A 13852-nucleotide genomic window follows, 5' to 3' on the forward strand; every position below is an offset into this window, starting at 1 on the left:
GACGGCGACGATGCGACGGCGACGATGCGACGGTACTGACAACGACCAGTGACGACACTCAAGACCGCGAAGGCACCTCGGTGGTGGTGATGACGATGGCTGCCGAGGAGGCGCTGGACTAAGCCGTATGCAGGCTCTCCCCGCCCTGCGCCACCGCAAGGGGTCCCACCAGTCCACCGACCGCTGCCCCCGGTGCAGCAGCGGAGCGGCAACCTGATCTCAGTTACCGAGGCTCGCTCGCGCTTGTACCAGACCCTCGTCCAGATCGCCGAGTATCTGGACGAGGGACGAGACTTCCGGAGGTGGCGGAGGTGGCGGAGGTGGGGGACGTGGCGGACGAGGCTTTCGGGACTCGTCCGCCGGGTCCGTTCGTCAGTGATTCGTCCGGATGGTCTGCGACCGGGACGTGGCCGACGTGGCCAGGTGGGCGGCGGCGACGGCGCTGTTGATGGCGATCTCGCCACGCATCCCCGGCGCGGCCACCATGTCCCCGACCAGGTAGACCCCGTCACCGCGGTCGATGGCCGGACGGTCCCGCCAGGTCTGGCCGGGCAGGTCGAGCGCCCCGGTGCGTCCCTTGGCGGTCGCGGTCCGCTCGAAGGTCACCCGGTCGGCCCACCCCGGCAGGACCTGATCCGCGAACGCGCGCAGCCGCCCGTGCGTCTCCTGGTTCCGCTCGCCGGGCCGGACGGGCATCTGCAGCTGGAACAGGGACTCGCCCGGCGGCGCGATCGAGTCGTCCTGCATGGTGTAGCTCTCGTGAAACGCGCCCTCGTCCAGGTCGAAGACGATCGTCCGATCCTTCCGATCAGTCCGGACGGCTATATCGAGCAGGGCACAGTGCCCACTCGTCCAGGACAGGCTCTCCTCACCCAACAGCCGTCCCGCCGACGCCAGCTGCGTCGCGATGATCAGCGGACCGTCCTCGGGCAGCGTGTCCACACGCGAACCGGTCTCGATCCGCACGCCGAGATCGGCGGCGCGCCGCTCCATCCGATCGAGGACGGTCTGCCAACCTCCCTTCACCCACCGGACGGCCGGGACACGCGGCCCGTAAACCCGCTGGATCAGGTTCCAGACGAACGCGGCGGACAGGCGTCCCGTGTCGGCGTCGTACGTGGTCACGGCGATCATGCTGGCCAGCCGCCGCGCCGTCTCCTCACCCCACCGCTTGGACGCCCAGCTGTGGAAGTCCTCGTCCACCGGCGCCTTCAACCACCCTCGCGACTGTGCGCGCAGCACCCCCGACGGGGGAGCGGTACGCAACTGTCCGTCCACGCGAAAGCGCACGTGAGAGAAGGCCAGCGGTGAGGGCCACCCCAACCCCTTCACGAGGCCGCGCTTCTTCAACCACTGGTAGTGAGGCCCGTCGGCGTAGAAGACGTGCGCGCCGTCATGCGCCAGGTGAAGCGCCGAGGCCGTCGCACGCCCACGCCCACCGACCCTCTTGTGCGCCTCATGAAGGACAACGGACGCGCCCCCCTCAGCACACGCGATGGCCGCCGTCAGCCCCCCAAGTCCGCCGCCGACAATGGTGATGGTCCTGCCCTTGGTCGTCATGCCATCAAGGACGACCCGCCCCACCAACCTGTGACATCCCCCAGCAACCCCACCCCCACCCCGATCAAACTCACGCCCGAAGCGCTCACCGAACGCCGCCAAACGCCGCCAAACGCCGCCGTGCGCCGCCGTGCGACGTGCGCCGCCGTGCGCCGCCGTGCGACGTGCGCCGACGTGCGCCGACGCGCGACGGACGCCGACGTGCGCCGACGCGCGACGGACGCCGACGTGCGCCGACGTGCGCGGACGTGCGCGGACGTGCGCCGTGCGCGGATGTGCGCCGTGCGCGGATGTGCGCCGTGCGCGGATGTGCGCCGTGCGACGTGCGATCGACGCCGACGTGCGATCGACGCCGACGTGCGACGGACGCCGATGTGCGACGCCGTCGGACGCGGATGTGCGACGAACATGGAGGTGAGTTGGCGTCGAAAGGAAACCGCTGTCAACGGCCGCCCGAGCCTGGTTCAGGCGGGCTGGACCTCTGACGTGCAGAACTTGCAGCGGGTCGCATCGAGTGGGATCTCGCTGCGGCAGCGCGGGCAGGGGTGCTCCGACGCCTCCTCCTTGCGCATGGCCCTCTCCAGCAGCTTCGCCATCGGCAGGACGACGAAGAAGTAGACCACAGCGGCGATGATCAGGAAGGAGATCGCCGCTGTGAGGAACTTCCCATAGGGGAACACCGTCCCGCTGATCGTGAAGCTGAGATTGTCGAAATTCGGCTGGCCACCGAGCAGCGCCAGCAGTGGGCCGATGAACGCGCTCACGAAGGCTGTGACCAAGGTGCTGAACGCCGCGCCGATGACGACGGCGACAGCGAGATCGACCAGGTTGCCCCGAAGCAAGAACTTCTTGAACCCCGACACGAGCGCCCTTTCGTCGCTGACTGTTACTAAGCCGTAACATATTGAAGCGATCAATCCTTCACAAGCACCACCACCAGCGGCCCTCCGGCTCCCGCCAATGCAGTGGCCTGCGAACGACTGGTCGCCAGCACGACCAGAGCCCCCTGCCCCCCACCACCGAGGCTGCCCTCCTCTCGAGGCACTGCCAGAACGAGGACCGACGCCACCAGGACCCGTGACCAGCCGACCAATCCGGCCCTTCGGTCACCAACGCTCATGGGCTGGAGGCCGATGTGCCGTACAGCAGCCATTCGCTTGGCGCTCCACAGTCCACGTTCACCAGCCGGTTCGGCTCGCACCACCACCTCGCAGGCGGGCCCCGGTGCTATCAACTCCCGCGCAGCGTTAGCCGCAACCACCTCCCGTGCGGGAGCAGGAGCAGGAGCAGGAGCGGGAACGAGGGCGGGAGCGGGAACGGGAACGGGGGCAGGAACGGGAACGGGGGCAGGAACGGGAATGGGGGCGGGGAATGGCGCGGGTGGCAGCGCTCTCCAAGCTGGAGTCACGCCTGTCGCTCCTGGCCTCAGTGCCCGGTCATTGCTCCCTCCCTGTCCTGCTGCTGCCCGCCCGGGTGAGCCCAGCCCTCCGCCGACCCTCGTAGGTGTGGTCGGCTGGCAGTGGGAGAGATCCGCGACGGGGGCGAAACTCCTTGGCGGGGCTGACGTGCCGGACTCCGTAGTGACTGCCGCGCAGCCGTAACCGCTGATCGCTGAATCCCCACGGCCGCCAAGCGCAGTCAGAGCCATGCGGGGAACGACCGAGACGGCTTCCAGACGTTGGCAGGCCCTTGGTCTCCGCGTCCTTGCTGCATCCGGGGCGTCGGGGGCCTCGCGGCACCCCCTGGATCCGAGGGCAGGGCCACCTGCCGCCGGTTCATCGGCCGTTCGGGTGGCCCTGCGGGCGGGTGGCTTCAGTAGAGCGACACTCGTGTCGGCGAAGGGGGTGGCGGTCGCGCTGACTGACGGCTTACCGACCGCCGGTGTCTTGGTCGCATCTGGGCTGGGGGGCGGAGCCGACATGTCAGGTATCGGCGGAGGATCTGACGCAGCCCCAGGAGGCGTGGCCGCGAGGACGTCAATCCGGTCACCCGGGCGAAGGAGCCGCGCGGCTGCCGAGTCCGCCACTCGGATGGGTGTGGCCACCGTTCCCGGTGGCTGCTCATCCAGCAGTCCTGGCCCGAGGAAGCGGGCGTCGGTGAGAGCCTCGCCTCTCCGGACGGCCCCGGCGAGGACGCGGCCGACCGGCGGATTCCGGACTGCTCCGTCCGGGCGTACCGCAGGGGGAAGTGCGGTGATCCGAAGGTCACCCGGCCGGAGAGTGGCCCCGGCGGCGAGATCCCGCGCGGCGACCACGATCCGGACGGCTTGGGGCGAGGGCGGCTGGATCGCCAATATGGCGAGCCCGCTTCCGAGCGCTGCGAACAGTGCGGCTAAGAGTCGTCGACGAAGCCCGAACCGGTCACTCATCCCACCCTCCTGGGTGCTCTAAGGCCTGCGCGGCGTTCTCAAACCGGTGTGGGCTCCGCCCAGGCCGGAGTTCTGGGGCTCTTGATGCTTGTGGCATGTCATCTGCACTTTCTGTGCTCTGGACGTTGGGCTGAGGCGGGCTGCTGTCGATCGCCGCGGAGGCAGGCCCTCGCCAGGCTCGGGGGTGGCATCAGCAGCGACCGATGGGCTCTGGTGATCGGAAGCGTCCCTGGAAAGCCGCGCGTTCCGTAGTCGATTTGTTGCGGAATGGATGGGCTTGCGGATGTGGGGCATCGAGCCGCAACAACGATGTCGTTAGCGGCTGGACGCTGACTTCGGACTGCCGGGGAGGGGACGCCGGGCCGGGAAGGGGGGCGATCGCCAGATGAGGATCTGTCCGGCGCTCTCGGTTACGGGAGGCTGATGGGGAGCTTCATGCCGTCCAGGACGGCCGGGCAGGGGCAGGTGCGGTCGGTGGGGAGGCTGGCGACGATGTCGGCGACCAGGGGGCGGAGGCGGTCGATGTTCTCGGTGAACACGCGGAGAACCTCGGCCATCGTGACGCCCTCGCCCTCCTCGATGCCGGCGTCGAGGTCGGTGACCAGGCAGAGCGGGGTGTAGCAGAGGGCGAGCTCGCGGGCGAGGACGGCCTCGGGGTGGCCGGTCATGCCGACCAGCGTCCACCCCTGTGCCGCGAACCACTGGGACTCGGCGCGCGTGGAGAAGCGCGGGCCCTCGATGACCACGAGGGTGCCGCCGTCCACCGGGGGCCAGTCGGCCGTGCGGGCGGTGGACAGGGCGGTGTGGCGGCCCGTGGGGCAGTACGGGTCGGAGAAGGAGAGGTGGACCGCCGCCGCGTCGTCGTAGAAGGTCTGCGGACGGCCCGACGTCCGATCGACGAGCTGGTCGGGGACGACGAGGGTTCCCGGGCCGTGGTCGGAGGTGAGCGAGCCGACCGCGCTCGGGGCCAGGACCTGCCGGACGCCGAGGGAACGCAGGGCCCACAGGTTCGCCCGGTAGGGGATGCGGTGCGGCGGGAATCGGTGGTCGCGGCCGTGCCGGGGGACGAAGGCGACGCGGCGTCCGCCCAGGTCGCCGACGGCGATCGGGTCGCTCGGCGGGCCGTAGGGGGTCTCGACCTCGATCTCGGTGACGTCGTCGAGGAACGAGTAGAAGCCGGAGCCGCCGATGACGCCGATCTCGGCGGACGGGGAAGTCGAAGTGGACATGCCGCCGACCCTAGCCAGCCCGCCGGAGATCACAGAAGTTCGGCGGCCAACTGTGGATAACTCGCTGACAACCGAGGTCCAGCCCACGCGGGTGCAGGTGCCGGCCCTGATCGGTGGGGAGGCTCTGCCACCCGGTTCACGGACATGCCCGCGGGCCTACGCAGACGCCAACAGCCGGGGGCTCCATGTGTGGGAGCCCCCGGCTGTAGGGAAGTCGAACGAACCGCTGAGCGGTCAGGCGACCTTCTCGGACGATGCCGAGCCGGTGCTCGTCGAGGAAGAGGACGACGAGTCCGAAGAGGACGACGCCGAAGAAGAGCTGTCCGACGAGCCGTTCCCTGAGGACGACTTGGCGGAGGCCGGAGTGCTGACGGTCGAGGACGAACCGCCCCGGCTGTCGGTGCGGTAGAAGCCCGAGCCCTTGAAAATGATGCCGGCGGCCGAGAAGACCTTGCGAAGCTTGCCACCGCACGCCGGGCACTCGGTCAGCGCGTCGTCGCTGAACTTCTGCACGACCTCCAGAGGCTCGCCACACTCGGTGCAAACGTACTGATACGTCGGCACGGTCCCTCCTTGTCGCCTCAGGCCGGGGGTTCCGGACTGGCACTCACCGTAGATGACTGCTAATGGTACCGATGTAGTGAACAGGATTCGCAACCGATCTGTTCCCGGCTCGGCCTCCTGCCCGCACGCGGGGAGTGATCAGGCCAGGTCAGGGTGCCCCTGGCGTCCTGCCTAAGCGCCCGTCTCACCGAACCAGCCCGCGAGTTTGCCGCGGCGGCTCACCGCGCGCAGGCGGCGTTCCGCGGTTTCGCGCGCCTCCGCCGTGCTCACGACCAGGAGGGTGTCTCCTGCGCGCAGGGTCGTGGTGGGCTCCGGGACGAAGCTCTCGCCGTCCCTGACGACGAGTGTGATCTGCGCCCCACGCGGGAGGCGCAGCTCGAAGATCTCGACACCGTTCAGGTTGGAGTCCTCCGGGATGCGGACTTCCAGGAGGTCGGCATGAAGTTCCTCGAGCGGAGCAGCTTCGACGCCCAGTTCGCGTGCGCGTGAGTCCTCCTTGAGGCCGCACCAGCGAGCCACCAGGGGCAGGGTCGGCCCCTGGAGAAGGGTGAACAGGACCACGACGGTGAACACGATCGCGAACAGGCGGCTGGCGCCAGGTACGTCCTTCACCATGGGGATGGTGGCGAGGACGATCGGGACCGCTCCGCGTAGGCCCGCCCAGGAGGCGAACAGCTTCTCCCCTAGGGAGAACTTGAATCCGGCCGTGGAGATCAGGATCGACAAGGGCCGCGCCACAAGAAGCAGAACGAAACCGATCACCAGTGCGGGGACGATCTGCGCGGGCAGGTCGCTGGGGGATGCCAGTAGGCCGAGCATGACGAACAGGCCGATCTGGGCCAGCCAGGCGATTCCCTCAGCGAAACCACGCGTGGCCGGGCGGTGCGGAAGGCGCGCGTTGCCCAGCACCAGCGCGCTGACGTAGACCGCCAGGAATCCGCTGGAGTGGAGCAGGTTCGCCGCGCCGTAAGAGCCGACTGACAGGGACAGCACCGCGATGGGGTAAAGGCCGGACGCGGGTAGCGCCAGCCGGCGCAGGGCGTACACCCCGCCCCAGCCCACGGCGAAGCCGATGAGGCCGCCGACGGCCAGCTCGTAGAGCATGACCCCGGCCAGCTCGACGAGGTTCGGCGCCTCGCTCGCGGCCTTCGCCGCGCTCAGCGTCACGACGACGATCACGACGGGGGCGTCGTTGAAGCCGGACTCGGCCTCGAGGAGGCCCGTCAGGCGCGAGGGGAGCGGCAATCGCCGCAGAACGGAGAACACCGCTGCGGCGTCGGTCGGGGCCAATACCGCGGCCAGCAGGAACGCGAGCCGCCAGTCCATGCCCAGCAGCCATGCGGCGGCCACGGCGACGACGCCGATGCTGACGAGCGTGCCGATCGTCGACACCGACAGCGCGGCGGGCACCGACGCGCGCACTTTCTGCCAGTCGGTGGTGATGCCACCCTCGGCGAGGATGAGCACCAGGGCCGCGAGGCCGAGGACCTCGGCGAGTTCGGCGTTGTCGAAGCGGAGTCCGAAGCCGGACTCGCCGATCAGCAGGCCGAGGCCCAGGTAGGCGAGAAGGGTCGGGAGTCCCGCGCTCGTGGACAGTCGCACGGCGACGATCGCACAGAGTATGAGCGAGGCTCCAAGGAGTAGCCAGAGGTCGAGCTGCACATCCCACCTTTCGCCTAGGTGATCGTTAAGAGATCCTATGTAGTCCGCCCATCAATCGCATAACGGGCGTTCAGTAATCCCTGTGACCTGGGCTTCTGCGGTGAGCTGCGTGGCCGGTCCGCGCCTCTACGGCGAGGGTCAGCGGCGATCGATCTTGGGTGACAGGCCGTTGATGACGTTGCGCACGGGGCGTCCCTCGATGGCCGCCTTCACGTTGTCCTGGATCACTACCGCGCTGTTGATCTGTGCCTGTGTGGTCGCCCACGCCGCATGAGGCGACAGGAGGACGTTCTCGTGTGTGCGCAGGGGATGGTCGGCCGGGAGCGGCTCGACTTCGAAGACATCCAATGCCGCGCCCGCGAGATCGCCCGAATCGAGCACCGCCAGAAGACCGTCCTCCGGGACGATGCCCGCGCGCGCGACATTGATCAGCAGCGCGTTGGACGGGAGGAGGGCCAGCTTGGCCTCGTCCAGCAGGCCGTGGGTGTCGTCAGTCAGCGGCAGGGCGACCACCAGGATGTCGGAGTGCGCCAGCAGATCGTCCAGCTCACGGTAGGTGGCGGGCGCTTCGGGACGGCGGCGACGTGTCCAGTAGGAAACCGGGCAACCGAGCGCTGAGAACAGGCGGGCCGTTTCCGAGCCGATCGCGCCGTAGCCGACGATCCCGACACGCTGCGTGTGGAGCTCGCGTCCCCCGCGCACGAGCGTTTCCATCTGGGGCCAGGCACCGGCTCGGACGGCACGGTCGGCCCAGGCCAGGCCACGGCAAAGCGAGAATGCGGCCCCAACGGCCCACTCGGCTACCGCGCGCGCGTTGACGCCCGCGGTGTTGGCGACCGGAACGCCCGCCGCGGTGAGGGCCTCCAAGTCGACGTTGTCCGAACCGACTTGAGGCAACTGCACGAACGCGAGCTGAGGGGCGGCGGCCACGGCATCGGCGTCCAGGGTCAGGTCACCGGAGAAGTCGGAGACGACGATGTCCGCCTCGGCGATCGCGGCGTGCACCCCCGCGCGATCGCGCGAGGGTGGGAACGACACCTCGACTGCGTCCCCCAGCGGCGCGAACAGCCCCCGGACGATGTCCTCGCCTAGAGGCGCCAGCGCCAGCACATTCCACGGTGTCGTCGTCATACCGTCCTCGCCGTCCCTTCTCCCGCCGATGACCGGTCGCGTGCGCACGAGGATCCGCCGCCGGGACGGCCCTGCGAGAGTCCCCCGGCTCAGCGGCCAAATCCGCATGTGGACGGCCGGTACCGGTCAGGCGGCCGTCCGTTCTGCCGCAGAGGATCTGACGCCCGCCTCGTGCGTGCGCACGTCGGCCGCACCGGATGGCGGCTGCGTGGGCGGGACCACTTCAAATGAGCGTCACGCCAGGATGGAAAGCGCGACGGCCCGAAGCGGCCGACAGATCTCTGTGTGCGGGGCCACCCTAATCGGCGCCTCCCAGCAGGTGAAGCCCCGACTCCGGCGTCACGACCGCGCGGACCCGCTGGTCGTGGGGTTCTCTGGGGAGGGAGTCCACCAGCTCACCCTCGTAGAGCAGCGCCACCGTCAGGACGGCCGGGCTCACGCGCGCGAGGGCCCGGTCATAAGATCCGCCGCCGCGCCCGAGCCGAACACCGGTCCGGTCCACGGCCAGGGCCGGTACGACGACGACGTCCGCGCTCGCGATCGCTCCCACGCCACGCGCGGGCTCGCTCGGCTCCATAAGACCGAACCTGCCGGGGACGAGGGAGTCGGGCCCTTCATAAGAAGCCCAGTCGAGTTCGCCGTCTGGGAGCAGCCGGGGGAGGATCACGTACGTGCCGCGCTTCCACAAGGCGAAGAGCAGCCCGTGCGTCTCAGGCTCTGTGCCGAGGGAGACGTAGGCGGCGACCGCTCCGGCCATCTCCAGTTGGGGGACGCCCAGCAGGGTGTCCCGGAGGGAGCGTCCCGCCGCCGAACGGGCGTCAGCAGACAGTTCCGCACGGTTGGCCAGAAGTTCAGCCCGCAGCGCGGGTTTGGAACCGATGTCGTGCACGCTCTGGTCCTTCACGATGACTAGGGTCTCTACATGGCCGACTTCGCACCTGTACGCAAGGCCGTCGTTCCGGCGGCAGGGCTTGGGACCCGATTCTTGCCCGCCACCAAGGCGACTCCCAAGGAAATGCTGCCCATCGTCGACAAACCTGCGATCCAGTACGTCGTCGAGGAAGCGGTGGACGCGGGCCTCACCGACGTGTTGATGGTGACAGGACGCAACAAGCGTTCCATCGAGGACCACTTCGATCGCGCGTACGAGCTCGAGGAGGCGCTGAACGCCAAGGGCGACGACGAGCGCCTGGCGGCCGTCCGCGAGTCGGCCGACCTGGCGATCATGCACTACGTCCGGCAGGGCGAGCCGCGCGGCCTCGGGCACGCGGTGTTCTGCGCCCGCCAGCACGTCGGGACCGAGCCGTTCGCGATCCTGCTCGGCGACGACATGATCGACGCCCGGGATCCCCTGCTCAAGCGCATGATCGAGGTCCGCAACCAGTACGGCGGCAGCGTCGTGGCGCTGATGGAGGTCGAGCCCGACCAGGTGTCCGCCTACGGTTGCGCCGCGATCGAGGCGACCGACGAGGACGACGTCGTCCGCATCACCGACCTGGTCGAGAAGCCCGCGCGCGAAGAGGCGCCGAGCAACTGGATCATCATCGGACGCTACGTCTGCGACCCCGCGGTGTTCGACGTCCTGGAGAAGACCCCGCCCGGGCGCGGGGGAGAGATCCAGCTCACCGACGCGCTGCGCACCCTCGCCGACATGCCCGCGCACGAGGGCGGAGGCGTGTACGGCGTGAAGTTCCGGGGCCGCCGCTACGACTCCGGCAACAAGCTCGAGTACCTGAAGACCGTTGTTCAGTTCGCCTCCGAGCGCGAGGACCTGTCCGCCGAGTTCATGGCCTGGCTGCGTGACTTCGTGCGCGCGCAGGACACCGTGAAGGACGCGTGACGACCCGCTGCGGTCGCACCGACGACCTGTGACGACCCGCCGGAAGGACGGACGATGAGGACGGTCGAAGAGCATCTGGCGCGGATCCTGGCCTCCGTGCCGGTACTGCCGCCGCTTGACCTGGCATTGCTGGAGGCCGCCGGCGGCGTGCTCGCCGAGGAGGTCGCCGCGCCCATGCCGCTGCCGCCGTTCGACAACTCGGCGATGGACGGCTACGCGGTCGTGGCGTCCGACATCGCGGGCGCGACCGAGGAGACCCCGGTCACGCTGCCCGTCGTCGGCGACATCGTGGCAGGTGACGACGGTGTGGCGGCGATCCGCGCCGGGCTCACCGCGCGCATCATGACGGGCGCGCCTGTGCCCGCCGGAGCCGACGCGGTCATCCCGGTCGAATGGACCGACGGCGGTGGCACGTCCGTCCGGATCAGCCGTTCGGCGCCGTCAGGGAACTACATCCGGCGCGCTGGGGAGGACGTCCTCGAAGGGCAGGTCGTGGCCCCCGTCGGGACCCGCCTCGGCGCCACCCAGCTCGGCATGATGGCCGCCGTCGGACGGCCGCGTGCAGTGGTCCGGCCTCGTCCGCGCGTGGTCGTCCTGTCCACCGGGAACGAGTTGCGCGAGCCCGGTTCGACACTCGCGCCCGGCCAGATCTGGGACTCCAACAGCTTCATGCTCACCGCTGCGGTCATCGAGGCGGGTGGAGTCGGCTACCGGCAGAGCACGGTCGGGGACGAGCCCGACAAGGTCCTGGAGACACTTGAGGACCAGCTCATGCGCGCGGATGCGATCGTCACGTCCGGCGGGGTGTCCATGGGCACCAGGGACGTGGTCAAGGAAGTCCTGACCGGCACCGGAACCGTGGAATTCCACAAAGTCGCGATGCGTCCCGGCAAGCCGCAGGGGTTCGGCCTTCTGCAGGGCACCCCGATTTTCACTCTGCCCGGCAACCCGGTCAGCGCGTATGTGTCGTTCCAGGTGTTCGTCCGCCCGGCCCTTCGCGCGATGCAGGGCCTGCCGCCCGAGCCGCTGCCGACGGTCTCGGCCGTCCTGGACGGTGACCTGAAGTCGCCCGCGGGCATCCGGCACTACCTGCGCGCGAACCTGCGTTACGGGCCCGACGGCTACACGGTGACACCGGCCGAAGGCCAGGGTTCGCACCAGCTGGGCTCACTGTCGTCGGCCAACGCGCTGATCGTCCTGCCCGAGGCCGTCGATCTGGCGTCCGCGGGTTCCCACGTCGAGGTGATGAGGCTGCCGTCATGACCATGGGTTCGGAGTTCGCCGGGTTCTCCCACCTGAACGACAAGGGCGCGGCCCGGATGGTGGACGTCTCGGCCAAGGCCGTTTCGACGCGTACGGCGACCGCGACCGGATTCGTCCGGCTCTCGCCCGCGTGCGTGTCGGCCTTGCGCGCGGGCGAGGTGCCCAAGGGGGACGCCCTGTCCGTCGCGCGGATCGCGGGCATCATGGCCGCGAAGCGCACCCCTGACCTCGTGCCCCTCTGCCACCCCATCGCCATCCACGGCGTCGAGGTCGACCTCTCCGTCGAGGACGATGGCGTGGCGATCGAGGCGCTCGTCCGTACGGCCGACCGCACGGGCGTCGAAATGGAGGCGCTCACCTCGGTCACGGTCACCGCGCTGGCGCTCATCGACATGGTGAAGGCCATCGACCCTGCTGCCGTCATCACTGATGTGCGCGTGGAGGAGAAGACCGGCGGCAAGACCGGCCTCTGGCAGCGCAACCCCGGTAGGGCGCGTTAACACGCGCGCACGAGGGCGTCTGTGTGCGGACGTCGATCGCTTGGGATAGTGGTCGTTGCTCGCCCTGCGATCTTCGCGGAGGCGGGCACGTCCGCAGAGGAGGGCATCGATGATCCGCGCATTGGCGGTGACCGTTTCGAACCGCGCTTCGGCCGGTGTGTACGCGGACAAATCCGGGCCGGTGCTGGTCACACTGCTCGCGGAAGCGGGCTGCGAGGTGGACGGGCCGCGCGTCGTCCCGGACGGCGAACCGGTCGAGGAGGCCCTGCGCGCCGCCGTGTCCGAGGGGTACGACGTCGTCGTGACCACGGGCGGAACGGGGCTCACCCCGACCGACCTCACTCCCGAGATGACCAGGCGCGTCCTGGACCGGGAGATCCCCGGCATCGCCGAGGCCATCCGCGCCGTGAGCAGGGACTCCGTGCCCACGTCGATCCTCTCGCGGGGCCTGGCCGGGACGGCCGGACGTACCCTGGTCGTCAACCTGCCAGGCTCCACCGGCGGCGTCCGCGACGGGATGGCGGTTCTAGTGCCCGTCCTCGCCCATGCTGTCGACCAGATCGCTGGTGGCGACCATCCACGGGCTGTCTGACCTGCGGTGATGTGAGTTATCCACAGTTCGGCCGTGGACTTTCGGAAGGTGGGACCTGCTTTCTAGGCTCGTGAACATGGATGTGAGAGAGGGTTCACGAGTCGGCCGGAACGGCGGAACATGCCGGTGTGAGCCGGATGAGCGACGCGTACTTCGACGCGGTGACCGAGCTGCTGCGCACCGTCCGGGACGCCGAGCGGGAACGGATCGACACGGCGGCCGAGACGACCGCGGCGGCGCTGGCCGCGGGGCACCGGCTGTTCGCGTTCGGCAGTTCGCACTCAGCCCTGCCGGTGCAGGACATCGTCTATCGCGCGGGCGGCCTGATGCTGGTCAACCCGCTGCTCGCCCCGGGCCTCACCGGGGTCGAGACCCGACCCGCCACGCTGGGCACGGCGCTCGAACGCCTTCCGGGGCTCGCGTCGGCGCTCCTGGACAACGGGCCCGTCCGGGAAGGCGACGTCCTGATTGTCGTGTCGGTCTCCGGCCGCAACGCGCTCCCGGTCGAAATCGCCGAGCTCGCGGTTGCGCGCGGGCTGACCGTCCTCGCGGTGACGTCCCGCGCGTACGAGACCCGCCTTGCCGATGTCGCACACGTCGTCCTGGACAACCATGTCCCCGTCGGTGATGCGATCCTCAGCGACCCGTCCGTCCCCGAGCCGTTCTGCGCGACGTCCGGCGTGATCGTCAGCGCCCTGCTCCAGGCCCTGACCGCCGCGATCATCGAGCGCCTCCTCGCCCGCGGCCTCACCCCGCCCGTCTTCCGTTCCGTCAACCTCCCAGGAGGCGCCGACCACAACACACAACTCCTCGAGACCAACGCCGACCGCATCTTCTACCTCTAGTCCCTCCCAGACCACTCCCCCCTCATCCACCACCCCAACGCGAGCTCTAACCGACCCATCGACCCGCCGACCCGCCGACCCGCCGACCCGCCGACCCATCGACCCGCCGACCGTGAAGGCTCGGGGGCGACGGCTCAAGCGGTGATGGCTCGAGGAGGCACGGTGCGAGGAGTGGCGGCCCGGGGTGATGAATCGAGGGGTGGCGAATCGGGGGTGAATTGAGGGATGGGGCGATGGGGCCCTGAGGCAATGTGAGCGGGTGCCTTCCAGGCCGTGGAGAAGGCATGCCGACGGGGCG

At 69.5% G+C, this 13852-nt stretch carries 13 protein-coding genes and 1 pseudogene; 6 read left to right on the forward strand and 8 right to left on the reverse strand.

Going from position 1 to position 13852, the window contains the following annotated elements; all coding sequences use genetic code 11:
- Positions 1 to 372: 372 nt before the first annotated feature.
- From P696_RS0123985 to P696_RS0123995, 4 genes are all read right to left on the reverse strand, one after another.
- Positions 373 to 1560 carry an FAD-dependent oxidoreductase gene (locus P696_RS0123985; RefSeq protein WP_026414332.1) on the reverse strand — a complete coding sequence of 396 codons (1188 nt, stop codon included), beginning with the start codon at positions 1558 to 1560 and terminating at the stop codon, positions 373 to 375.
- A 464-nt stretch (positions 1561 to 2024) separates the two neighbouring features.
- Positions 2025 to 2423, reverse strand: a complete 399-nt coding sequence (gene mscL / locus P696_RS0123990; protein WP_026414333.1) for a large conductance mechanosensitive channel protein MscL — start codon at positions 2421 to 2423, stop codon at positions 2025 to 2027.
- Between the two features lie 50 nt (positions 2424 to 2473).
- The gene (locus tag P696_RS59395) at positions 2474 to 3928 is read right to left on the reverse strand and encodes an SAF domain-containing protein (protein ID WP_157429883.1); all 1455 of its coding nucleotides are present in this window, start codon (positions 3926 to 3928) and stop codon (positions 2474 to 2476) included.
- Between the two features lie 410 nt (positions 3929 to 4338).
- Positions 4339 to 5157, reverse strand: a complete 819-nt coding sequence (locus P696_RS0123995) for an S-methyl-5'-thioadenosine phosphorylase (RefSeq protein ID WP_026414334.1) — start codon at positions 5155 to 5157, stop codon at positions 4339 to 4341.
- A gap of 265 nt (positions 5158 to 5422) precedes the next feature.
- Between P696_RS0123995 and P696_RS59110 the strand changes: the two genes are divergently transcribed.
- Positions 5423 to 5566: a hypothetical protein gene (locus tag P696_RS59110; RefSeq protein WP_342669040.1), complete on the forward strand. Its 144-nt coding sequence runs from the start codon at positions 5423 to 5425 to the stop codon at positions 5564 to 5566.
- A 14-nt stretch (positions 5567 to 5580) separates the two neighbouring features.
- On the opposite strand, the pseudogene P696_RS59115 reads toward P696_RS59110, so the two are convergent.
- The 4 genes and pseudogenes from P696_RS59115 to P696_RS0124015 form a co-directional block, all read right to left on the reverse strand.
- A pseudogene (locus P696_RS59115) lies at positions 5581 to 5721 on the reverse strand (FmdB family zinc ribbon protein); the annotation flags it as partial.
- 171 nt (positions 5722 to 5892) lie between these two features.
- Positions 5893 to 7383: a potassium/proton antiporter gene (locus P696_RS0124005; protein WP_026414335.1), complete on the reverse strand. Its 1491-nt coding sequence runs from the start codon at positions 7381 to 7383 to the stop codon at positions 5893 to 5895.
- A gap of 138 nt (positions 7384 to 7521) precedes the next feature.
- Positions 7522 to 8514, reverse strand: coding sequence for an NAD(P)-dependent oxidoreductase (locus P696_RS0124010; protein ID WP_026414336.1), 993 nt, complete (start codon positions 8512 to 8514; stop codon positions 7522 to 7524).
- A 298-nt stretch (positions 8515 to 8812) separates the two neighbouring features.
- Positions 8813 to 9418: a 5-formyltetrahydrofolate cyclo-ligase gene (locus P696_RS0124015; protein ID WP_245627788.1), complete on the reverse strand. Its 606-nt coding sequence runs from the start codon at positions 9416 to 9418 to the stop codon at positions 8813 to 8815.
- 18 nt (positions 9419 to 9436) lie between these two features.
- Here P696_RS0124015 and galU point away from each other — a divergent pair, with 18 nt between their 5' ends.
- The 5 genes from galU to P696_RS0124040 all read left to right on the forward strand — a co-directional run bounded on the left by galU (position 9437) and on the right by P696_RS0124040 (position 13554).
- On the forward strand, positions 9437 to 10354 hold the full coding sequence (gene galU / locus P696_RS0124020) for a UTP--glucose-1-phosphate uridylyltransferase GalU (RefSeq protein WP_026414338.1): 918 nt from the start codon (positions 9437 to 9439) through the stop codon (positions 10352 to 10354).
- 54 nt (positions 10355 to 10408) lie between these two features.
- Entirely contained in the window at positions 10409 to 11617 is a 1209-nt protein-coding gene (glp, locus tag P696_RS0124025) for a molybdotransferase-like divisome protein Glp (protein WP_026414339.1), read from the forward strand.
- Positions 11614 to 12117, forward strand: coding sequence for a cyclic pyranopterin monophosphate synthase MoaC (moaC, locus tag P696_RS0124030; protein ID WP_026414340.1), 504 nt, complete (start codon positions 11614 to 11616; stop codon positions 12115 to 12117). The genes glp and moaC overlap by 4 nt, the downstream gene beginning before the upstream one ends.
- A gap of 109 nt (positions 12118 to 12226) precedes the next feature.
- Positions 12227 to 12709: a MogA/MoaB family molybdenum cofactor biosynthesis protein gene (locus P696_RS0124035; RefSeq protein WP_034486584.1), complete on the forward strand. Its 483-nt coding sequence runs from the start codon at positions 12227 to 12229 to the stop codon at positions 12707 to 12709.
- A gap of 137 nt (positions 12710 to 12846) precedes the next feature.
- Positions 12847 to 13554 (forward strand): SIS domain-containing protein, encoded by a 708-nt coding sequence (locus tag P696_RS0124040; protein ID WP_026414342.1) that lies wholly within the window; start codon positions 12847 to 12849, stop codon positions 13552 to 13554.
- Positions 13555 to 13852: the final 298 nt, after the last annotated feature.

Origin of the sequence: Actinomadura oligospora ATCC 43269 (genome assembly GCF_000518265.1) — a bacterium.
GTDB lineage: Bacteria > Actinomycetota > Actinomycetes > Streptosporangiales > Streptosporangiaceae > Spirillospora > Spirillospora oligospora.

What these genes read in the sequence shown, in the direction of transcription:
- P696_RS0123985 (WP_026414332.1), bottom strand. Translation starts at nt 1,560, where the DNA reads ATGACGACCAAGGGCAGGACCATCACCATTGTCGGCGGCGGACTTGGG.
- P696_RS59395 (WP_157429883.1), bottom strand. Translation starts at nt 3,928, where the DNA reads ATGAGTGACCGGTTCGGGCTTCGTCGACGACTCTTAGCCGCACTGTTC.
- P696_RS0123995 (WP_026414334.1), bottom strand. Translation starts at nt 5,157, where the DNA reads ATGTCCACTTCGACTTCCCCGTCCGCCGAGATCGGCGTCATCGGCGGC.
- P696_RS0124010 (WP_026414336.1), bottom strand. Translation starts at nt 8,514, where the DNA reads ATGACGACGACACCGTGGAATGTGCTGGCGCTGGCGCCTCTAGGCGAG.
- galU (WP_026414338.1), top strand. Translation starts at nt 9,437, where the DNA reads ATGGCCGACTTCGCACCTGTACGCAAGGCCGTCGTTCCGGCGGCAGGG.
- glp (WP_026414339.1), top strand. Translation starts at nt 10,409, where the DNA reads ATGAGGACGGTCGAAGAGCATCTGGCGCGGATCCTGGCCTCCGTGCCG.
- moaC (WP_026414340.1), top strand. Translation starts at nt 11,614, where the DNA reads ATGACCATGGGTTCGGAGTTCGCCGGGTTCTCCCACCTGAACGACAAG.
- P696_RS0124035 (WP_034486584.1), top strand. Translation starts at nt 12,227, where the DNA reads ATGATCCGCGCATTGGCGGTGACCGTTTCGAACCGCGCTTCGGCCGGT.
- P696_RS0124040 (WP_026414342.1), top strand. Translation starts at nt 12,847, where the DNA reads ATGAGCGACGCGTACTTCGACGCGGTGACCGAGCTGCTGCGCACCGTC.